Annotated in this window: 19 protein-coding genes (1 of these 19 only partly in view); 12 read left to right on the forward strand and 7 right to left on the reverse strand. The window is 59.9% G+C overall.

The features are described 5' to 3' along the window. Nucleotides 1–1040 carry the 5' portion of an omega-aminotransferase AptA gene (aptA, locus tag ACYZT5_RS20845; RefSeq protein ID WP_462047199.1) on the reverse strand. The gene continues 310 nt to the left of window position 1, outside the view, so the window shows 1040 of its 1350 coding nt (coding positions 1–1040); it begins with the start codon at nucleotides 1038–1040; its stop codon lies off the left edge, out of view. A 140-nt stretch (nucleotides 1041–1180) separates the two neighbouring features. Between aptA and ACYZT5_RS20850 the strand changes: the two genes are divergently transcribed. From ACYZT5_RS20850 to ACYZT5_RS20860, 3 genes are all read left to right on the forward strand, one after another. Beyond that, nucleotides 1181–2101 carry a LysR family transcriptional regulator gene (locus ACYZT5_RS20850; RefSeq protein ID WP_462047200.1) on the forward strand — a complete coding sequence of 307 codons (921 nt, stop codon included), beginning with the start codon at nucleotides 1181–1183 and terminating at the stop codon, nucleotides 2099–2101. 197 nt (nucleotides 2102–2298) lie between these two features. Beyond that, entirely contained in the window at nucleotides 2299–2949 is a 651-nt protein-coding gene (locus tag ACYZT5_RS20855) for a TetR/AcrR family transcriptional regulator (protein WP_462047201.1), read from the forward strand. Nucleotides 2950–2956: 7 nt separating this feature from the next. Then, nucleotides 2957–3538, forward strand: a complete 582-nt coding sequence (locus ACYZT5_RS20860) for an IMPACT family protein (RefSeq protein WP_462047202.1) — start codon at nucleotides 2957–2959, stop codon at nucleotides 3536–3538. A 324-nt stretch (nucleotides 3539–3862) separates the two neighbouring features. Here the strand turns inward: ACYZT5_RS20860 and ACYZT5_RS20865 are convergent, their stop codons facing one another. Continuing rightward, a complete protein-coding gene (locus ACYZT5_RS20865; protein ID WP_462047203.1) occupies nucleotides 3863–4039 on the reverse strand; it encodes a hypothetical protein in 177 nt (58 codons plus the stop codon). Nucleotides 4040–4068: 29 nt separating this feature from the next. Here ACYZT5_RS20865 and ACYZT5_RS20870 point away from each other — a divergent pair, with 29 nt between their 5' ends. From ACYZT5_RS20870 to ACYZT5_RS20880, 3 genes are read left to right on the forward strand one after another with little or no spacing between them, the layout of a single operon-like run. Further along, nucleotides 4069–5634, forward strand: coding sequence for an ABC transporter ATP-binding protein (locus ACYZT5_RS20870; protein WP_462047204.1), 1566 nt, complete (start codon nucleotides 4069–4071; stop codon nucleotides 5632–5634). Nucleotides 5635–5645: 11 nt separating this feature from the next. Then, nucleotides 5646–6752 (forward strand): ABC transporter permease, encoded by a 1107-nt coding sequence (locus ACYZT5_RS20875; protein WP_462047205.1) that lies wholly within the window; start codon nucleotides 5646–5648, stop codon nucleotides 6750–6752. Then, nucleotides 6752–7678, forward strand: a complete 927-nt coding sequence (locus tag ACYZT5_RS20880) for an ABC transporter permease (RefSeq protein ID WP_462047206.1) — start codon at nucleotides 6752–6754, stop codon at nucleotides 7676–7678. The genes ACYZT5_RS20875 and ACYZT5_RS20880 overlap by 1 nt, the downstream gene beginning before the upstream one ends. A gap of 40 nt (nucleotides 7679–7718) precedes the next feature. Here ACYZT5_RS20880 and ACYZT5_RS20885 read toward each other — a convergent pair whose 3' ends face one another. Continuing rightward, nucleotides 7719–8159, reverse strand: a complete 441-nt coding sequence (locus ACYZT5_RS20885) for a hypothetical protein (RefSeq protein WP_462047207.1) — start codon at nucleotides 8157–8159, stop codon at nucleotides 7719–7721. Between the two features lie 82 nt (nucleotides 8160–8241). Here ACYZT5_RS20885 and ACYZT5_RS20890 point away from each other — a divergent pair, with 82 nt between their 5' ends. From ACYZT5_RS20890 to ACYZT5_RS20900, 3 genes are all read left to right on the forward strand, one after another. Further along, nucleotides 8242–8592, forward strand: a complete 351-nt coding sequence (locus tag ACYZT5_RS20890; RefSeq protein WP_462052287.1) for a MerR family transcriptional regulator — start codon at nucleotides 8242–8244, stop codon at nucleotides 8590–8592. 24 nt (nucleotides 8593–8616) lie between these two features. Then, complete coding sequence (locus ACYZT5_RS20895; protein ID WP_462047208.1) at nucleotides 8617–9303, forward strand: SDR family oxidoreductase; 687 nt, start codon at nucleotides 8617–8619, stop codon at nucleotides 9301–9303. 272 nt (nucleotides 9304–9575) lie between these two features. Continuing rightward, a complete protein-coding gene (locus ACYZT5_RS20900) occupies nucleotides 9576–10934 on the forward strand; it encodes an 8-oxoguanine deaminase (protein ID WP_462047209.1) in 1359 nt (452 codons plus the stop codon). Between the two features lie 104 nt (nucleotides 10935–11038). Here ACYZT5_RS20900 and ACYZT5_RS20905 read toward each other — a convergent pair whose 3' ends face one another. Beyond that, a complete protein-coding gene (locus ACYZT5_RS20905) occupies nucleotides 11039–12127 on the reverse strand; it encodes a calcium:cation antiporter (RefSeq protein ID WP_462047210.1) in 1089 nt (362 codons plus the stop codon). Between the two features lie 310 nt (nucleotides 12128–12437). On the opposite strand from ACYZT5_RS20905, the gene ACYZT5_RS20910 reads away from it, so the two are divergent. The 3 genes from ACYZT5_RS20910 to ACYZT5_RS20920 all read left to right on the forward strand — a co-directional run bounded on the left by ACYZT5_RS20910 (nucleotide 12438) and on the right by ACYZT5_RS20920 (nucleotide 15665). Then, nucleotides 12438–13520: a BMP family ABC transporter substrate-binding protein gene (locus ACYZT5_RS20910; protein WP_462047211.1), complete on the forward strand. Its 1083-nt coding sequence runs from the start codon at nucleotides 12438–12440 to the stop codon at nucleotides 13518–13520. Between the two features lie 143 nt (nucleotides 13521–13663). Beyond that, complete coding sequence (locus ACYZT5_RS20915; RefSeq protein WP_462047212.1) at nucleotides 13664–14629, forward strand: 2-oxoglutarate and iron-dependent oxygenase domain-containing protein; 966 nt, start codon at nucleotides 13664–13666, stop codon at nucleotides 14627–14629. Between the two features lie 82 nt (nucleotides 14630–14711). Then, nucleotides 14712–15665, forward strand: coding sequence for an adenosine deaminase (locus ACYZT5_RS20920; protein ID WP_462047213.1), 954 nt, complete (start codon nucleotides 14712–14714; stop codon nucleotides 15663–15665). 113 nt (nucleotides 15666–15778) lie between these two features. Here the strand turns inward: ACYZT5_RS20920 and ACYZT5_RS20925 are convergent, their stop codons facing one another. From ACYZT5_RS20925 to ACYZT5_RS20935, 3 genes are all read right to left on the reverse strand, one after another. Continuing rightward, a complete protein-coding gene (locus ACYZT5_RS20925; protein WP_462047214.1) occupies nucleotides 15779–17152 on the reverse strand; it encodes an MFS transporter in 1374 nt (457 codons plus the stop codon). A 126-nt stretch (nucleotides 17153–17278) separates the two neighbouring features. Further along, the gene (locus ACYZT5_RS20930; protein ID WP_462047215.1) at nucleotides 17279–18013 is read right to left on the reverse strand and encodes an ArsR/SmtB family transcription factor; all 735 of its coding nucleotides are present in this window, start codon (nucleotides 18011–18013) and stop codon (nucleotides 17279–17281) included. A gap of 316 nt (nucleotides 18014–18329) precedes the next feature. Then, the gene (locus tag ACYZT5_RS20935; RefSeq protein ID WP_462047216.1) at nucleotides 18330–19259 is read right to left on the reverse strand and encodes a LysR family transcriptional regulator; all 930 of its coding nucleotides are present in this window, start codon (nucleotides 19257–19259) and stop codon (nucleotides 18330–18332) included. Between the last annotated feature and the right edge of the window lie 6 nt (nucleotides 19260–19265).

Here is a 19265-nt window from a genome sequence, read left to right on the forward strand (position 1 = left end):
TGCAGCAGGTCGAGTGCTGCCAGGCCAGCGGCACACGCCACCGGGTGCGCGGAATAGGTGTAGCCGTGCGGAAATTCCACCGCGTACTCCGGCGTCGCCTGGTTCATGAAGGTTTGATAGATCTCGGAGCTGGCAATCACTGCGCCCATCGGAATCGCGCCGTTAGTGACTTGCTTGGCGATGCACATCAAGTCCGGGGTCACGCCGAAGCTGTCGGCGCCGAACATCGAACCGGTACGGCCGAAACCGGTGATCACTTCGTCGAACACCAGCAGGATGTTGTGCTGATCGCAGATCTCGCGCAGACGCTTGAGGTAACCCTGTGGCGGAACCAGTACGCCAGCGGAACCAGCCATTGGCTCGACGAACACTGCAGCGATGTTCGAAGCGTCATGCAACTCGATCAGTTTGAGCAGTTCATCCGCCAGGGCGATACCGCCCTCTTTCGGCATGCCACGGGAATAGGCATTACTCGCCAGCAAGGTGTGCGGCAGGTGATCGACGTCCATCATCGCCTGACCAAACATTTTGCGGTTGCCGTTCACGCCACCGAGGCTGGTGCCGGCGATGTTCACGCCGTGATATCCACGGGCACGACCGATCATTTTGGTCTTGGTGGCCTGGCCTTTCAGACGCCAGTAAGCACGAACCATCTTCACCGCCGTGTCAGCGCATTCGGAACCTGAGTCAGTGAAGAACACGTGATTCAGATTGCCCGGGGTCAGGTCGGTGATTTTCTCAGCCAGCTGGAACGACAGCGGATGGCCGTACTGGAAGCCTGGCGAGTAATCGAGAGTGCCCAATTGCTTGGCGACCGCTTCCTGAATTTCCTTGCGGGTATGCCCGGCGCCGCAGGTCCACAGACCGGACAGCGAGTCATAGATTTTGCGGCCCTTGTCGTCTATCAACCAACTGCCTTCAGCCGCCACGATCAGTCGCGGATCGCGCTGGAAATTACGGTTGGCGGTATAGGGCATCCAGTGAGCATCGAGCTTGAGCTGGCTGGCCAGGGAATTCGGGGCGTTTTCAGGCGCGTTCATGGGCAAAACCTCGCAGGGCAATAAGCGGCGTGGAGATGAAAAGCGTTCTTGCAGCTAAATTGCCACGGGGATAAAGTCGGTGAAATCCAACTTTTGTAACGTTCAGTCAGCCAGCCACTAAACTTTGAGTAATTTAGAGCATGAGCACCCGTCGCCCCGATCCGCTGGCACAAGTCAGTGACTTTGATATCCGCTTATTGCGGATATTTCGCAGCGTCGTGGAATGCGGCGGCTTCTCCGCGGCGGAATCGGTGCTGGGGATCGGCCGCTCGGCCATCAGCCAGCAAATGAGCGATCTGGAACAGCGTCTCGGTCTGCGTTTATGCCAACGCGGTCGCGCCGGGTTTTCTCTGACAGAAGAAGGCCGCGAGGTTTACCAATCGGCGCTGCAGCTATTGAGTGCATTGGAGAGTTTCCGCACCGAGGTCAACGGTCTGCACCAACATTTGCGCGGCGAATTGACCATCGGCCTGACCGACAACCTGGTCACCCTCCCCCACATGCGCATCACCCACGCCTTGGCGCAATTGAAGGAACGCGGTCCGGACGTGCAGATTCAGATCCGCATGATCGCGCCCAATGAAGTTGAACAAGGCGTGCTCGACGGTCGATTGCACGTCGGCGTGGTGCCGCAAGCCAGTGGGTTGTCGGGGCTGGAATATCAGCCGCTCTATAGCGAACGCTCGCTCCTGTATTGCGCGGTCGGTCATCCGTTGTTTTATGTCGACGATAAACAACTGGATGACGAACGCCTCAATAGCCAGGACGCCATCGCGCCGACCTTCCGTTTGCCAGCGGAAATCCAGGCCCATTACCAGGCGCTCAATTGCACCGCCAGTGCCTCGGACCGTGAAGGCATGGCGTTCCTGATCCTGACCGGGCGTTACATCGGTTACCTGCCAGACCACTACGCCAGCCTCTGGGTGCAGCAAGGCCGATTGCGTGCGTTGAAACCCAAAGCGCGGTTCTATGACCTGAGCCTCGCATCAGTCACTCGCAAGGGCCGTCGCCCCCATTTGGTGCTGGAAAGCTTTTTGGAGAGCCTGGCGGCGACGCGCTGAATCTGTAGGAGCTGAGCTTGCTCGCGATGGCGTCGGGTCAGTCACTATTAATGTTGAATGTTACGCCGCCATCGCGAGCAAGCTCTGCTCCTACAGGGGTTGTGGTGTTCAGGTTTTATTACGTCAGGACTTGTCTGATGCCTGTGGGTGCGCTATCAACGCACTGGCTGCACCCACCCACTTGTTCGGAAGTGCCTATGACCTTTGAAGTCCCCGCTCACGGCGGCAAACCTGCCAGCCGCATTCGTCAGAAGAACGAAGAGACCATCATCAAAGCCGCCGAAGACGAGTTCGCCCGTCACGGGTTCAAAGGCACCAGCATGAACACCATCGCCCTGAATGCCGGGTTGCCCAAGGCGAATCTGCATTACTACTTCACCAACAAACTCGGTTTGTACGTGGCGGTGTTGAGCAACATCCTCCAGTTGTGGGACAGCACCTTCAACACCCTGACCTTTGATGATGATCCGGGCGAAGCGCTGACGCGCTATATCCGCGCCAAGATGGAGTTCTCCCGTCGTCAGCCACAAGCCTCGCGGATCTTCGCCATGGAAGTCATCAGCGGTGGCGAATGCCTGACCGAGTACTTCAACCAGGATTATCGCGCCTGGTTCCAGGGCCGGGCGGGCGTGTTCCAGGCGTGGATCGATGCCGGCAAGATGGACCCCGTAGACCCGGTGAACCTGATCTTCCTGTTGTGGGGCAGTACCCAGCATTACGCCGATTTCGCCACGCAGATCTGCCGCGTCACCGGTCGCACCAAGTTGACCAAGCAGGACATGGAAGACGCCGGCAACAACCTGATCCGCATCATTCTCAAGGGCTGCGGCCTGACGCCAACGATCTAAGACACCTATGCCTTTTACCCTCAGCGGTTTTTGCGAGTACCGCGAAGAGATTCGCAAAAGCCGCTTCATCACCTTCGCCGCACCGATTGCGAGCCCCGCTGAAGCCCAGGCGTTCATTGAACAGCACAGCGATTTGAATGCCTCGCACAATTGCTGGGCCTGGAAGCTTGGCGACCACTACCGCAGCACTGACGATGGCGAGCCTGGCGGCACTGCTGGCCGGCCGATTCTGGCGGCGATCGAAGCGCAGGATTGCGATCAGGTCGCCGTGCTGGTGATTCGTTGGTATGGCGGCATTCAACTCGGCACCGGTGGCCTCGCTCGGGCGTATGGCGGCGGCGCCAACAAGTGCCTGCAAGCCGCGGCGAAGGTTGAGTTGATCAGTCGAGTGCCGGTGAGCTGCGCCTGTGCTTTTGGTGAGTTGCCGCTGGTGAAGCTTCGGGTGGCGGAACTGGGTGGATTGGTTGTGGAAGAATCGTTCACAGCCAATGGCGTGGAACTGAAATTGGCGATCGGCGAAAGCCAGATCGATACCCTGCAAACGCAGCTGGCGGATTTGAGCCGCGGGCGCATTTTGTTGCAGCATTAATCGCACCAATAACGTCCACAGCCCTTTCGTCGAACCGGTGCATTTGCCCACATCTACTGTGCACCCGGCTGTGGATAACCTGAGCACATCCGGCTGTAACCCTTCTGTCATGCGGCTTTGCGGGCTTTGCTCACTTTTCACTCAATTCGCCATCAAAAAAGCTAAATCCACGTAAAAACAATCAGTTAGCTCGGTTTATCACCTTTAGAAGAAAGCCATGCAGTGCTTATGCCCGAGCTTAGGGCTTGCGCACAAATACTGTGGAGCAATCTGTGGATAACCCGTTCATGACTGTCGCGGCCCCATGTCCGGCATGGCTTGCCGTCAGCTGCTCGTTTTTTGACCAAACACCTTGAGCAAAACCGGAGCCTGATCAACGGCTTTGCCCTCAAGTGGTGCCGGGTTCGGGATCGACATAGGGCGAGGCGCCGTCTTCAAAGCCTTCACCTGTAACACTTTTGAACTTTCCTGACTCAATGGCCAGGAAATTGCTTTGTCCACAGGCATCACTCAATCGACCCGAGCCTGTCATGCCCAACCCCGCGCCGATCCCCGATCAAACACCTCGTCTGCAACTGCGCAGAATCAGCAAGCGCTACCCCGGTTGCCTGGCCAACGATGCCATCGACCTGAGCATCGCGCCCGGCGAGATCCATGCCCTGCTCGGCGAAAACGGCGCCGGCAAAAGTACGCTGATGAAGATCATCTACGGCGTCACTCATGCAGATTCCGGCGAGATGATCTGGCAAGGGCAACGCGTGACGATGCGCAACCCGGCTCAGGCTCGCGGGCTTGGAATCGGCATGGTGTTCCAGCATTTCTCGCTGTTCGAAACGCTTAGCGTGGCGCAGAACATTGCGCTGGCCATGGGCGCGTCGGCCGGCACGCCGAAACAGCTTGAGCCAAAGATTCGTGAAGTCTCCCAGCGCTACGGCATGGCGCTGGAACCGGAGCGACTTGTCCACAGCCTGTCGATCGGCGAACGGCAACGGGTGGAAATCATTCGTTGCCTGATGCAGGACATCCGCCTGCTGATTCTCGACGAGCCGACTTCGGTGCTGACTCCGCAGGAGGCTGACGAATTGTTCGTCACCCTGCGCCGATTGGCGGCCGAGGGCTGCAGCATTCTGTTTATCAGCCACAAACTCGGTGAGGTTCGCGCGTTGTGCCACAGCGCCACGGTGTTACGCGGCGGTCGAGTGGCCGGGCATTGCGTGCCGGCCGAGTGCTCGGATCAGCAACTGGCGCGGCTGATGGTCGGTGAAGCGGCCGGGCTGATTGCCGATTATCCGAAGGTGGTCGGCGGTGATGCCTTCTTGAGTGTGAGCGGATTGTCCTGGCACAACCCCGATCCGTTCGGTTGCTCGCTGAAGGACATTGACCTTGAAGTGCGCAGTGGCGAAATCGTCGGCATCGCCGGGGTGGCAGGCAATGGTCAGGATGAGTTGCTCGCGTTGCTCAGCGGCGAGGAACGCCTCCACGGCAATGACGGCAAAAGGATCAGTTTCGGTAGACAACCCGTCGCTCATTTACGACCGGATGCACGGCGCAAACTCGGCCTCGCATTCGTACCCGCCGAGCGTCTGGGCCACGGCGCGGTGCCGGAACTCAGCCTGGTCGACAACGCCCTGCTCACCGCCTTTCAACAAGGGCTGGTCAGCCACGGACTGATCCAGCGCAACAAGGTCGAAGCGCTGGCCGAAGAGATCATCCGTGGTTTCGGGGTGAAGACGCCCGACATCCAGACACCCGCCCGCAGCCTGTCCGGCGGCAACTTGCAGAAATTCATCCTCGGCCGCGAAATCCTTCAGCAACCCAAACTGCTAGTGGCCGCGCACCCAACCTGGGGCGTGGACGTCGGCGCCGCCGCGACCATTCACCGAGCGCTGATTGCCTTGCGCGACGCCGGCGCGGCGATCCTGGTGATCTCCGAAGACCTCGACGAACTGTTCCAGATCAGCGATCGCCTCGGTGCCTTGTGCAGCGGTCGACTGTCAGCGCTCAAGGCCACCGTCGACACTCGCCTGATCGATGTCGGCGGCTGGATGGCCGGCCAGTTCGACGCCCCTCAATCACCTGCACCCGCAACGGTTTAACGGAGTTTCACATGCTGCTTTCTCTCGAACCCCGCGGCCATCAATCGCGCCTGATGTTGTGGTGCTCGCCATTACTGGCGGCTGTCCTGACGTTGGGCTGTGGCTCGCTGCTGTTTATCGCGCTGGGTCATGACCCGTTACTGACCTTGCACACCTTGCTCATCGCACCGATCAGCGACCTGTATGGCGTCTCCGAACTGCTGGTCAAAGCGCTGCCGATTTTGCTCTGCGCGTTGGGGCTGGCCGTGGCGTATCAAGCGCGGATCTGGAACATCGGCGCCGAAGGTCAGTTGCTGCTCGGCGCGCTGGCCGGCAGTGCTCTGGCCGTGAACATCATAGGCCTGCAAAGTCGCTGGGCGCTGGTGCTGATCCTGCTCACCGGCACCCTGGCCGGCGCCGCGTGGGCCGGGCTGACGGCGTGGTTGCGCACGCGTTTCAATGCCAATGAAATCCTCACCAGCATCATGCTCAATTACATCGCCCTGAACCTGCTGCTGTTCTGCGTGCATGGGCCGTTGAAGGATCCCGCCGGATTCAATTTCCCCGAATCGGCAATGTTCGGCGATGCCAGCCGTTTGCCCCTGTTGGTGGAGGATGGTCGGGTTCACGCGGGCGTGTATTTCGCCTTGCTCGCGTTGGTGGCGGTGTGGGTGTTGCTGCAGAAAAGCTTTATCGGGTTCCAGATCAAAGTGCTCGGGCTGGACAAGCGCGCGGCGGGGTTCGTCGGCTTTCGCGAGAAGCGGCTGATCTGGCTGGCGTTGTTGATCAGCGGAGGGTTGGCGGGGCTGGCCGGGGTGTGTGAAGTCACCGGGCCGATCGGCCAATTGGTGCCGCAGGTGTCGCCGGGTTATGGCTATGCGGCAATCACCGTGGCATTTCTCGGGCGGTTGAATCCCATCGGCATTCTGTTTTCCAGCCTGCTGATGGCGCTCCTGTACATCGGCGGCGAGAGCGCGCAGATGAGCATGAATCTGCCACAAGCGATCAGCCAATTGTTCCAGGGAATGATGCTGTTTTTTCTACTGGCCAGTGACGTGTTGATTCTCTACCGACCGCGCTTGAATTTGCGCTGGACCCGTCGCGCGCAAGCCACTGCCGTACACGCAGGAGCGCTGTGATGGACATCGATCTGCTGAGCAATATTTTCTACGCCATGGTCCGTTGCGGCACGCCGCTGCTGTTGGTGGCATTGGGTGAATTGATCTGCGAGAAGAGCGGCGTTCTGAACCTCGGTCAGGAAGGCATGATGCTGTTTGGTGCGGTGATTGGTTTTATCGTCGCGCTGAACAGCGGCAACCTGTGGCTCGGCGTGTTGCTGGCGATGCTTGCCGGGATGCTGTTGTCGTCTCTGTTTGCGCTGGTGGCACTGGTGTTCAACGCCAATCAGGTGGCCACCGGGTTGGCGCTGACGATTTTCGGTGTGGGCCTGTCGACGTTTGTGGGTGCGGCGTGGGTCGGTAAACCGCTGGCGGGTTTTGAACCGGTGGCGATTCCTTACTTGAGTGAGATTCCGTTGATCGGGCGGATGCTGTTTGCGCAGGATTTGCTGGTGTATCTGTCGTTCGCGTTGTTTGCGCTAGTGGCGTGGGTGATGTTGAAAAGCCGCGTCGGGCTGATCATTCAGGCAGTCGGGGAAAACCCGGATGCCGCCAGTGCGATGGGCTTGCCGGTGTTGGGCGTGCGCACGTTGGCGGTGCTGTTTGGCGGGGCGATGGCCGGGTTGGCCGGGGCCTATTTGTCGCTGGCCTACACGCCGATGTGGGCGGAGAACATGAGCGCCGGGCGTGGCTGGATTGCCCTGGCGCTAGTGGTGTTTGCCAGTTGGCGGGTGTGGCGATTGCTACTGGGGGCGTATCTGTTCGGACTCGCCAGCATCCTGCATTTGGTGGCGCAGGGGTTGGGGCTGGCGATTCCGTCGAGTCTGTTGGCGATGCTGCCGTATGTCGCGACCATTGTGGTGTTGGTGCTGTTGTCGCGAGATGCGTTGCGCACACGGTTGTATGCGCCGATGTCATTGGGGCAACCGTGGCAGGCGGGGCATTAGCGGTCGCCTGCACTGGCCTCTTCGCGGGCAAGCCTCGCTCCTACAAGAGCGGCGCAAAACCCGTAGGAGCGAGGCTTGCCCGCGAAGACGTCCGCACTGGCAACACCTGAACAACACCCCACGCCAATTCAAAAAACAGGAAAATCACCAACAACGAACTGGCGCCATGGAGCAAGGCATAGAGCTGCCAAGCGGCGAACAAAAATCTGCCGACTGCGTCATATCGACCATACACCTGCTGCGGATCCCGAATCCGCAGCACCGCCCACACGCAGACAATCGATCCCAACAGATTGGCCATCAGCATGTGCATCGGCTCAAACGGCGGCAGCTCGCCAGGCAAATTGAAAGCCTGACTCACACTCACCAACGCCCCATGCAACGCCGCAAAACTCCACGGCGTGGCAAACGCCGCGGTCACGATCAAGTCATACCAGGCGCTACCGCGCACCAACCGGCGATATTGCGTTGAAGTCCACATCCGTCTTGCTCCAGAAAATCAGGGAGCAACAAGGCTAAAGCCTGGAGTATGCTCCAGGGTCAAGCCCTCTCGAGACGTCATGATGCGCATCGGTGAATTAGCCCAGGCCAGCGCCGTCAGCCGCGACACGCTGCGCTTTTACGAGCAGCGCGGGTTGATCGCGGCGCAACGCAGCGCCAACGGTTACCGCGACTATCCGGCGGACATGGTGCAATTGGTGCTGTACATCAAGACCGCTCAGCGGCTGGGATTTACCCTCGGCGAGATCGGCAACAGCGTCGCCGCGTTATGGCAGTCGCCCGATCCGGACAGCGCCGTCACGCAATTGCTACAAGACAAACTCAAACTGATCGAAACCCGAATGGACGAACTCGGCGCACTGCGTCTCGAGTTGCAACAACGGCTCGGGCAACGTTGTCCATTGAGTCCCTGACCTCATTTATCAAGGAAGCCACTTATGTCTACGGCAAAAACCGCACTCATCATCGGCGCCTCCCGAGGCCTGGGCCTCGGTCTGGTGAAAACCCTGCTGGCCGACGGTTGGCAAGTCACCGCCACCGTGCGCAACCCGCAGACCGCCGAAGCCTTGCAGGCCTTGGGCAAGGTGCGGATCGAAAAACTCGACATGGACGATCAGCAAGCCGTCATCGCCCTGAGCCAACAGCTCAAGGGCGAAGTGTTTGACCTGCTGTTCGTGAATGCCGGGGTCAAAGGCCCGGAAGTTCAAACGCCGGGCGGTGCGACCCTGGCCGAGGTCGGCCAACTGTTCTTCACCAATGCAGTGGCGCCGATCAATCTGGCTCAACGCTTTGTCGGGCAGATTCGTCCGGATACCGGCGTGCTGGCGTTCATGAGTTCGGTGCTGGGCAGCGTGACCATGCCGGATGCTCCGGAGCTGGCGCTGTACAAGGCCAGTAAAGCGGCGCTGAACTCGATGACCAGCAGCTTCGTCACTCAGTTGGGCGAGCAGAAACTCACCGTGTTGTCGTTGCATCCGGGTTGGGTGAAGACCGACATGGGCGGTGAAGGCGCGGACATTGATGTGGACACCAGCACGCGTGGGTTGGTCGATCAGGTGAATGCGTACACAGGCAAGGGCGGGCATCATTTTGTGAACTACAGGGGTGAAACCATTCCCTGGTAATCACCTAACACCTTGTAGGAGCGAGGCTTGCCCGCGAAGGCGGTGTGTCATGCAACATTGATGTCGACTGACACTCCGCCTTCGCGGGCAAGTCGGATCGCCGCACCGCTCGCTCCTACAGGTCAGGCGTCGGGTCCGAAAGAGTCGGGCTTGCCCGCGATGCTTTTTTGATTGAAACTCCGCACCTCGTCCCCGCGGCGACCCTGGATCAGCAGACAGGGTAATCACTGAGCTGGCTAACCTGAACCCAACTTTCAGAGGAGCCGGCCAACATGCCTGCGACCCGTACCTGGTTACAAAACCCCCTCGCGATCTTCACTGCCAATGGCCTCGATGCCCGTGGCGGCCTGGTGCTGCAAGACGGTTTGATCGTCGAAGTGCTCGCCGCCGGCCAGCAACCGTCCGCGCCCTGTGGACACGTATTCGATGCCCGCGAGCATGTGATCCTGCCGGGACTGATCAACACCCATCACCACTTCTATCAAACCCTGACCCGCGCCTGGGCGCCGGTGGTCAATCAGCCGTTGTTCCCGTGGCTGAAAACCCTCTACCCGGTCTGGGCACGCCTCACGCCTGAAAAACTCGCCCTCGCCAGCAAAGTCGCGTTGGCCGAGTTGCTGCTGTCCGGCTGCACCACCGCGGCCGATCACCACTACCTGTTTCCGCAAGGCCTGGAAAATGCGATCGACGTACAAGTCGAGAGCGTCCGCGAACTGGGCATGCGCGCCATGCTGACTCGTGGTTCCATGAGCCTTGGCGAAAAGGACGGTGGCCTGCCGCCGCAGCAGACCGTGCAGCAAGGCGAAGTGATCCTCGCCGACAGCCAACGCTTGATCGCCGAGTACCACGAACGTGGCGACGGCGCGCAAATCCAGATCGCCCTGGCGCCCTGCTCACCGTTCTCGGTGACCCCGGAAATCATGTCCGCCAGCGCCGAACTGGCGAACAAACTCGACGTGCGCCTGCACACTCATCTGGCCGAAACCCTCGACGAAGAAGACTTCTGCCTGCAACGTTTCGGGCTGCGCACCGTGGATTACCTCGACAGCGTCGGCTGGCTCGGCCCGCGCACCTGGCTGGCTCACGGCATCCACTTCAACCCGGATGAAATCGCCCGCCTCGGTGCCGCTGGCACCGGGATTTGCCATTGCCCGAGTTCGAACATGCGCCTGGCTTCCGGCATTTGCCCGACATTGGACCTGACGGCTGCGGGTGCGCTACTGGGCCTGGGCGTAGACGGCTCGGCGTCCAACGATGCGTCGAACATGATGCTGGAAACCCGTCAGGCGCTTTACATTCAGCGGCTGCGTTATGGCGCCGAGAAGATCACCCCGGAACTGGTTCTGGGGTGGGCGACCAAGGGTTCGGCGAGTTTGCTCGGGCGTACCGATATCGGCGAACTGGCGGTGGGCAAGCAGGCGGATCTGGCACTGTTCAAGCTCGATGAGCTGCGCTTCTCCGGCAGCCATGATCCGGTTTCCGCGTTGCTGCTGTGCGGCGCGGATCGGGCGGACCGGGTAATGGTCGGTGGCAAGTGGCGGGTGATTGATGGGCAGGTTGAAGGGCTGGATCTGAAAGGCTTGATTGCCGATCACAGCCAGGCGGCTCGGCAGTTGATTGCCGGCGTCTGATCTGACGCCTTCGCGGGCAAGCCTCGCTCCTACAGGTTGGTGGTGTGATCACAACGGTGTGAACGACACAAAACCTGTAGGAGCGAGGCTTGCCCGCGAAGCTTTTAAAGGCCAAGTAGCGACAACATGACAAACGTCGCAAACAACACAAAGTGGGTCATGCCTTCGATGGCGTTGGTTTCGCCATCGTTGAGGTTGATTGCACTGACGAGCAGGGTGAGGAAGATCATCACGGTCTGCACCGGGGTCATCGCCATCTGAAACGGCTGGCCGGTGTAGAGCGCCATCGCTTCCATCACCGGCACCGTCAGGATCACCGTCGACAGTGACGCGCCCATGGCGATGTTGACCACCGACTGCATGCGGTTGGCCAGTGCCGCCCGCAACGCCGTCAGAATTTCCGGTGCCGCCGAGATTGCCGCCACCAGGATCGCGGTGATCACTGGCGGTGCGCCCGTGCCTTCCAGGCCCAGATCGAGGGTCTTGGACATCACTTCGGCCAATGCGCCGATCACCACCACGCCGAACACCAATGTCCCAATACTCAGCCCCAGATTGATGGGCTCAGGTTCTTCCTCCGGGGCTTTCTTGCGACGTTTTTCCGGGTAGCTGTAGCTGAAAAAATAACTGTGCGGCCCGACCTGCATGCGCAGAAACAGGGCGTAGAGCACGATCATCGCGCCGATGGTGAACGCTGAATAAATCTTCCAGTTGGCCTCGGGAATAAACTCTGGCACCACCATGGATACGCCCATGGCGGTGAGAATCATCACGCTGTAACTGCGCGCCGAGTCGTCGTTGTAGGACTGTTCGCCGTGCTTGATCCCACCCATCAATGCGGCCAGGCCAAGGATGCCGTTGATGTCGAGCATCACCGCCGAATAAATCGTGTCGCGCACTAAAGTCGACGAGGCCTCATTACTCATCATGATCGCCAGAATCACCACTTCCACCAGCACTGCAGCCAGCGTCAGGATCATCGTGCCGTAGGGGTCGCCAACTTTTTCCGCGAGCAGTTCGGCGTGATGGGCGACACGCATGGAAGCCGCGACGATGAACGCGATCAGCACCAGGCCAGCGGTCAGCGCAATGGGCTGGCCACTGTGCAGCATCCAGTGTTCCATCGGGTAAGCGATGAATGCTGCGATCAGGGCAAGCAACAAAAACTTTTCTTGCTTGAGGAGTGTGAGCATTGCGGGCCTTTTTTGCCGAGTGAAGCGAAACCAGTGTGATGAGCTACTGACTGCGGGGCGGCGCTAACGTTTCGTTACACCTTAGCGCACCAGTGGATGGCGGCCGGTTTGACACGTGCACTTTTATTGGCCTTGCGGGCCTCTTCGCGAGCAGGCTCGCTCCCACGTTTGATCTCCGTGCGCCGCATATCCGCTGTGGGAGTGAGCCTGCTCGCGAAGGCCGTTACGCGGTTTCGGCTTTTTTGTTGTCTTGTTGGTCAGCAATTTGCATTGGCCTCGCCAACCTCAAAACAATATGGAGTTGGAATTCATGCACAAACGTCCGTTGAAGAAGCTGCTTTGCGCCGTCGTCGCAGCCATCGGTCTGAGCGCCAGCCTGACCGCCAGTGCCGCCGACCCGCTGAAAGTCGGCTTCGTTTATATCGGCCCGATCGGCGATCACGGCTGGACGTATCAGCATGAACAGGGGCGCAAGGCGCTGGCCGAAAAAATCGGCGACCGGATCACCACTAATTATGTGGAGAACGTCGCCGAAGGTGCCGACGCCGAGCGGGTGATCCGCAACATGGCGAAGGACAACTACGACCTGATCTTCACCACGTCCTTCGGCTACATGAACCCGACCCTGAAAGTCGCCAAACAATTTCCCAAGGTGACCTTCGAACACGCTACCGGCTACAAGCAGGACAAGAACCTCGGGACCTATCTGGCGCGCACGTATGAGGGTCGTTACGTCGGCGGTTTCCTCGCGGCGAAAATGACCAAGACCAAGAAGATCGGTTACGTCGCGTCCTTCCCGATCCCGGAAGTGATCCGCGACATCAATGCCATTCAACTGGCCCTGAACAAGTACAACCCGGGCACCGAGATCAAGGTGGTGTGGGTCAATTCCTGGTTCGATCCGGGCAAAGAGGCCGATGCCGCCAACGCGTTGATCGATCAGGGCGTGGACGTGGTGTTCCAGCACACCGACAGTCCGGCGCCGATCCAGGCCGCCGAACGTCGCGGTGTGTATGCCGTGGGCTACGCTTCGGACATGGCGCACTTCGGGCCGAAAGCGGTGCTGACTTCCATCGTCAACGACTGGGGGCCGCACTACATTCAGGCGACCCAAAGCGTGCTCGACCACACGTGGAAGTCGCAGGATTACTGGGGTGGCTTGAAGGAAGGCACGGTTGAGTTGCCGATCAGCGATCTGGTGCCGGCTGCGGTGAAGACCGAAGCCGAGCAGATCATTGCTGACATCAAGAGCGGTGCATTCCACCCGTTCACCGGGCCGATCAAGGATCAGGCGGGCGTCGAGAAAATTGCGGCGGGCGCGACGGCCAGCAACTCGGAGCTGGCATCGATGAACTACTACGTTGAAGGCATGAAGGCCGAGATGCCGAAATAACTCCCCGCCCCAACACAAAACCCTGTGGGAGCGAGCCTGCTCGCGATAGCGGACTAACATTCAACATTGATGCTGAATGTTATGGCCTCATCGCGAGCAGGCTCGCTCCCACATTGGATTTTCAGCGTTCTCAAGGACTGCGCATGAACCCACTCCCGATCATCGACATCAGCCCGCTCTACAGCGATGACCAATCGGCCTGGCAATCGGTTGCCACGCAAATCGACCACGCCTGCCGCGAGTGGGGCTTTTTCTACATCAAGGGTCACCCGATCAGCGCAGCACGCATTAACGCTATGCTCGACCACGCCGGACGTTTCTTCGCCCTGCCCGCCGCCGAAAAACTCAAGATCGACATCACCCAGACCCGCCACCACCGCGGTTACGGCGCCATCGCCACTGAACAACTTGACCCGAGCAAACCCAGCGACCTGAAAGAAACCTTCGACATGGGCCTGCACCTGCCGGCCGATCACCCGCAAGTGCTGGCGGAAAAACCGCTGCGCGGCCCCAACCGTCATCCGTCGATGCCCGGCTGGGAATCGCTGATGGAACAGCACTACGTCGACATGCAAGCCCTGGCACAAACCCTGTTACGGGCCATGACCCTGGCGCTGGGAATCGAGCGCAACTTTTTCGACACGCGCTTCGTTGAGCCGGTCAGTGTGCTGCGGATGATTCATTACCCACCGCGCCACACCGCCAGCTCCGAAGAGCAACAAGGCGCCGGCGCCCACACCGATTACGGTTGCATCACCCTGCTGTATCAGGATGCCGCCGGCGGCCTGCAAGTGCGAAACGTAAAGGGCGAGTGGATCGACGCGCCACCCATCGACGGCACGTTCGTGGTCAACCTTGGCGACATGATGGCGCGCTGGAGCAACGACCGTTATCTGTCGACGCCGCACCGGGTAATCAGCCCGCTGGGCGTGGACCGTTACTCGATGCCGTTCTTTGCCGAGCCGCACCCCGACACGGCCATCGAATGCCTGCCCGGCTGTCAGGATGAACAGCACCCGGCAAAGTATCCGGCCACCACCTGCGCCGAATTCCTGCTCTCACGCTTCGCCGAGACCTACGCCTATCGACGAGAACAGGAAGCGGTGTGATGAACAGGCTGGTCAGGTTTTGCTAATTGTTTCCGCGAGCATCTGTAGAATGCACGCCATCTGCACCTGATGAGAAAAGACTATGTACGACTGGCTGAACGCCCTGCCCAAGGCAGAACTGCACCTGCACCTTGAGGGTTCGCTGGAGCCTGAGTTGCTGTTCGCCCTGGCCGAACGCAACAAGATCGCCCTGCCATGGAGCGACGTCGAAACCCTGCGCAAGGCGTACGCCTTCAACAACCTGCAAGAGTTTCTCGACCTGTATTACCAGGGTGCCGATGTGTTGCGCACCTCTCAGGATTTCTACGACCTGACCTGGGCCTACCTGTTGCGTTGCAAGGCGCAGAACGTGATTCACACCGAACCGTTCTTCGATCCGCAGACCCACACCGACCGTGGCGTGCCGTTCGAAGTGGTGCTCAACGGCATCGCCGCCGCACTGAAAGATGGTGAGCAGCAACTGGGCATCACCAGCGGTTTGATCCTGAGCTTCCTGCGCCACTTGAGCGAAGAAGAAGCCGAGAAAACCCTCGACCAGGCGCTGCCGTTCCGTGATGCGTTTGTCGCCGTCGGTCTGGACAGTTCAGAAATGGGTCACCCGCCGAGCAAGTTCCAGCGCGTGTTCGATCGCGCTCGTCACGAAGGCTTCCTGACCGTCGCCCACGCCGGTGAAGAAGGCCCGCCCGAGTACATCTGGGAAGCCCTCGACCTGCTGAAAATCCAGCGCATCGACCATGGCGTGCGCGCCATCGAAGACGAGCGATTGATGCAGCGGATTATCGACGAGCAAATCCCGTTGACCGTGTGCCCGTTGTCGAACACCAAACTCTGCGTGTTCGATCACATGTCTCAGCACAATATTCTAGACATGCTGGAACGTGGGGTGAAAGTGACCGTGAACTCGGATGACCCGGCGTACTTCGGCGGTTATGTCACCGAGAACTTCCACGCGTTGTACACCCATTTGGGCATGACTCAGGATCAGGCCACGCGTTTGGCGCAGAACAGCCTGGATGCGCGGTTGGTGAAACCCTAGTTACTGATCGTTTCCACGCTCTGCGTGGGAATGCCTCAATGGACGCTCTGCGTCCGCTCTTGGGACGCGGAGCGTCCCTGGCTGCATTCCCACGCAGAGCGTGGGAACGATCATTAAGCTGCCTCGCTCAATTCCTCCAGCGTCTTACCCCGCGTCTCCATCCCAAACACCCACACCACCCCCGCCGCAATCGCAAAACACATCGCCCCCAGCGCAAACACCCCGCCCTGCCCTGTCATCGGGAACACCAGCCCGGTCACCAAGGGGCCGAGCAACGAACCCACACGACCAATCGCAGACGCGAAACCCGAGCCCGTGGCCCGCGCGGATGTCGGGTACAACTCCGGCGTGTAGGTGTAAAGCACCGCCCACATGCCGAACAGGAAAAACTGCATCAGCAGCCCCGATGCAATCAACAGGCTGACGTTGCCGCCAAACACTGCGCTCTGACCATAAAGAAACGCCATCACCCCACCGCCGAGCAACGTCACCACGCACACCGGTTTACGCCCCCAACGCTCGACCAGCCAGGCGGCCATCAGGAAACCGGGAATCCCGCCGAGGGAAATCAGCACCGTGTAATACACCGACTGGGTCACGGCAAAACCCGACTGCTGCAGCAAGGCACTGAGCCAGGACGTCAGGCCATAGAAACCCAATAAGGCGAAGAACCAGACGCTCCAGATCATCATCGTGCGCTGGCGATACAGCGGCGACCAGATTTGCCGCAATGCAGAAAAGAAATGGCCAGGCGTACTCGTCACTCTCGGCAGACGGATCGGCTCAGGCAGATCTGAACGCCCCAGAGATGCCCGAACCCGATCTTCGATGCGCAACAAGACCTTGTCTGCCACGTCATGATGCCCGGCCTGTTCCAGCCAGCGCGGTGATTCGGGAATGAAAAAGCGAATCGCCAGGACAAACACCGCCGGCACCGCCAACACCAGGAAGATGTCCCGCCAGCCAATCACCGGCAGCAGGAAGTACGACAGTACGCCGGCGGCGACGAACCCCAGCGGCCAGAAGCCGTCCATCAACGCGATGTAACGCCCGCGCCCTTTGGCTGGAATCAACTCCGAGAGCATCGACTGAGCGATGGGAAATTCCATGCCCATGCCGATCCCCAACAGGATTCTGAACAACGTCAGCGTTTCAATGTTCTGCGCCGTAGAGCACAGGTAGCTGGCGATCCCCCACAACACGATGCTCCACTGGAACACCGGTTTGCGGCCGAAGCGGTCGGCCAGCATGCCGGACAGTGACGCCCCCACGACCATGCCGAAAAAGCTCGAACTGGCCAGCAACCCGGCCTGTGCCGTGCTCAGGCCGAACTCGGTTTTGATCGAGCCGAGCAGAAAAGTCATCATCGCCAGGTCCATGGAGTCGAAGAAAAACGCCAGGGCAATGATGATGAAAATAATGCGGTGATAACCGCTGATGGGCAGCCGTTCCAGTCGTTCTGCCGCGCTGAAGCCTCGTGTTTCCATACCAATCCCCTCGATCCGAAAGTCCCCGGACGAGTGTGCGCGATAGCCGCTGGGAGTTACTGCTGGATGCGACCTGTTCGCAGCTCTGAACGACGCCCGAAGCTTCGGACGTCGATCTCGATGCGTCTACAACGCCATTTCCAGCTCGGTCTCCTTGGCGAACCGATGGATTTCACTCTGCCCCGCGGCGGTGATCTGCAAGGCTCGTGAATCGTTGGGCAGGCTCAACCAGCCTGACTGCATGAACAATTGCAGCAACGCCGCACCCAGTGATCCGCCCATGTGTGGGCGTCTTTCGCTCCAGTCCGGACAAGCGCAAGCGACTCTGCTGTTGCGATGGGCCAGCGCCTGGATGAACACACCACGTGTCGCCAATTGCGTGGCGCCCTTGTGAGTGATCATGACCCGCTGATCGAACTGTTCAATCCAGCCCGAATCCAGCAGACGCTGATAAAGATCGGCGGCAAGCGTGCCGCCCAAATGGTCGTCGCAAAGCCTGGCGCGCAATAATGACGAAGGCGCCACCTGAGGTTTGGCGAGGGGGGGCGTGCGCTTGAAAACGTCCGGAATTTCCCGAGGCGTGCTGGCCAGGGTGGCGCTGGCCAGTGCCTCTATCGCGGCACCCACTTCGGGCGCGGCAAGGCGGAAGAATCGCTTGCGGCCGCGAATTTCGACTTTCAACAGACCTCCGGCGGACAAACGCCCCAGATGTGCACTGGCCGAAGACGGTGACAGGCTGGCCAACAAGGCCAGCTCTTCGGTTTGCCGCGCCGAGCCGTCCATCAAAGCCCACATCATTGCGCTGCGCTTTGGGTCAGCCAGCAACGTGGCGATCTGGCTGATGCAAGGTGCATGTTCCATGTATTCACTCCCTGTTGAATCGTTTCGTCTACTGCTCAGAGACATCTTGACCAGTAATGTGTCGTCGGCCAAGGCGTGGAAACCGCCAAAAACCGGGCAAAGCCAGCCAATCGCACAGGCCATTGCTCGCAGGTTTCGCAAAGCCGCGGCGATTGACCCTGGGGCCGGGCTGACTCGGATGTGGACTCGCCATTGCGAGATCGACGGTGCGTACATGAGGCGAGCGCTAGTATAGGCGGGTTAGCCGCTGGTTCCTGCCCTTGAGAAACCATTGGTGGTGATAGTTCCTGAGTGAAATTTCGCTATTTGCCTGCGACTAATGAACGGCGCCCGGTAACGTTGGAAATTGGCTGCTCAACCGGGCGCATCGACTGGCAAGCATTTCCCGCAAAAGGTTCACCGGCTTACTCAATTGTGCGCGATGGGCGCACAGCAAATTCAGCGGCGCGCGCTCACAAAGCAGTTCCGGCATGAGCACTTTCAATCGACCGGCCAGCACATCGGCAGCGACATCCAGCCAGGACTTGTAGGCAATCCCGGTACCCGCCACGGCCCATAGCCGCACGACATCGGCATCATCGCTGAAACGATCGCCGCTGACGGTCAGGCTGACCTCGCGTTTGCCGTCGTGGAAACTCCAATGATCGTGGACCCGGCTGCCGAGCATGAACAGCAAGCAATTGTGCTGAGCCAGTTGCTCCAGTTGCCGCGGCTCGCCATGGCGGGCCAGGTAACTCGGGGCGGCACAGAGGACGCGGCGGTTCTGCGGGGCGATGGGCAGCGCCACCAGGCTTGAGTCTTCCGGCTCGCCGTAACGCAGGGCAATGTCCACCGGCTGGCGGAACAGGTCGGCGATGCGATCACCCAGCAGCAAGCGCACGGTGAGTTTCGGATGCTCACGCTGAAACTCATCCAGCCATGGCAGCAGCAGATTGCGGCCAAAGTCCGACGGCGCCGACAGCTGCAAAATCCCGCTGACCTGGTCCTGACCGCTGGCCAACAAACGGCGCCCCTCATCGAGATTGCTCAAGGCCGCCCGAGCGTATTCGAGAAATCCCTCGCCTTCAGCGGTCAGCCGCAGGCTGCGGGTAGAACGGGCGAGCAACCGGGCGCCGAGCTGCTGTTCGATGCGCTTCAACGCCGCACTGGCCACCGCGGCCGACATGTCCATCCCACGCGCCGCCGCTGACAGACTGCCCAGGTCCGCCGCCCGGACAAACAACTGCAAGTCATCGAAACGCAGCATTATTCA

The sequence above is a fragment of the Pseudomonas sp. LB3P14 genome (assembly GCF_054898045.1).

What these genes read in the sequence shown, in the direction of transcription:
- ACYZT5_RS20850 (WP_462047200.1), top strand. Translation starts at nt 1,181, where the DNA reads ATGAGCACCCGTCGCCCCGATCCGCTGGCACAAGTCAGTGACTTTGAT.
- ACYZT5_RS20905 (WP_462047210.1), bottom strand. Translation starts at nt 12,127, where the DNA reads ATGCTCACACTCCTCAAGCAAGAAAAGTTTTTGTTGCTTGCCCTGATC.
- ACYZT5_RS20930 (WP_462047215.1), bottom strand. Translation starts at nt 18,013, where the DNA reads ATGGAACATGCACCTTGCATCAGCCAGATCGCCACGTTGCTGGCTGAC.
- ACYZT5_RS20915 (WP_462047212.1), top strand. Translation starts at nt 13,664, where the DNA reads ATGAACCCACTCCCGATCATCGACATCAGCCCGCTCTACAGCGATGAC.
- ACYZT5_RS20855 (WP_462047201.1), top strand. Translation starts at nt 2,299, where the DNA reads ATGACCTTTGAAGTCCCCGCTCACGGCGGCAAACCTGCCAGCCGCATT.
- ACYZT5_RS20890 (WP_462052287.1), top strand. Translation starts at nt 8,242, where the DNA reads ATGCGCATCGGTGAATTAGCCCAGGCCAGCGCCGTCAGCCGCGACACG.
- ACYZT5_RS20920 (WP_462047213.1), top strand. Translation starts at nt 14,712, where the DNA reads ATGTACGACTGGCTGAACGCCCTGCCCAAGGCAGAACTGCACCTGCAC.
- ACYZT5_RS20870 (WP_462047204.1), top strand. Translation starts at nt 4,069, where the DNA reads ATGCCCAACCCCGCGCCGATCCCCGATCAAACACCTCGTCTGCAACTG.
- ACYZT5_RS20935 (WP_462047216.1), bottom strand. Translation starts at nt 19,259, where the DNA reads ATGCTGCGTTTCGATGACTTGCAGTTGTTTGTCCGGGCGGCGGACCTG.
- ACYZT5_RS20910 (WP_462047211.1), top strand. Translation starts at nt 12,438, where the DNA reads ATGCACAAACGTCCGTTGAAGAAGCTGCTTTGCGCCGTCGTCGCAGCC.
- ACYZT5_RS20885 (WP_462047207.1), bottom strand. Translation starts at nt 8,159, where the DNA reads ATGTGGACTTCAACGCAATATCGCCGGTTGGTGCGCGGTAGCGCCTGG.
- ACYZT5_RS20860 (WP_462047202.1), top strand. Translation starts at nt 2,957, where the DNA reads ATGCCTTTTACCCTCAGCGGTTTTTGCGAGTACCGCGAAGAGATTCGC.
- ACYZT5_RS20900 (WP_462047209.1), top strand. Translation starts at nt 9,576, where the DNA reads ATGCCTGCGACCCGTACCTGGTTACAAAACCCCCTCGCGATCTTCACT.
- ACYZT5_RS20880 (WP_462047206.1), top strand. Translation starts at nt 6,752, where the DNA reads ATGGACATCGATCTGCTGAGCAATATTTTCTACGCCATGGTCCGTTGC.
- ACYZT5_RS20875 (WP_462047205.1), top strand. Translation starts at nt 5,646, where the DNA reads ATGCTGCTTTCTCTCGAACCCCGCGGCCATCAATCGCGCCTGATGTTG.
- ACYZT5_RS20895 (WP_462047208.1), top strand. Translation starts at nt 8,617, where the DNA reads ATGTCTACGGCAAAAACCGCACTCATCATCGGCGCCTCCCGAGGCCTG.
- ACYZT5_RS20925 (WP_462047214.1), bottom strand. Translation starts at nt 17,152, where the DNA reads ATGGAAACACGAGGCTTCAGCGCGGCAGAACGACTGGAACGGCTGCCC.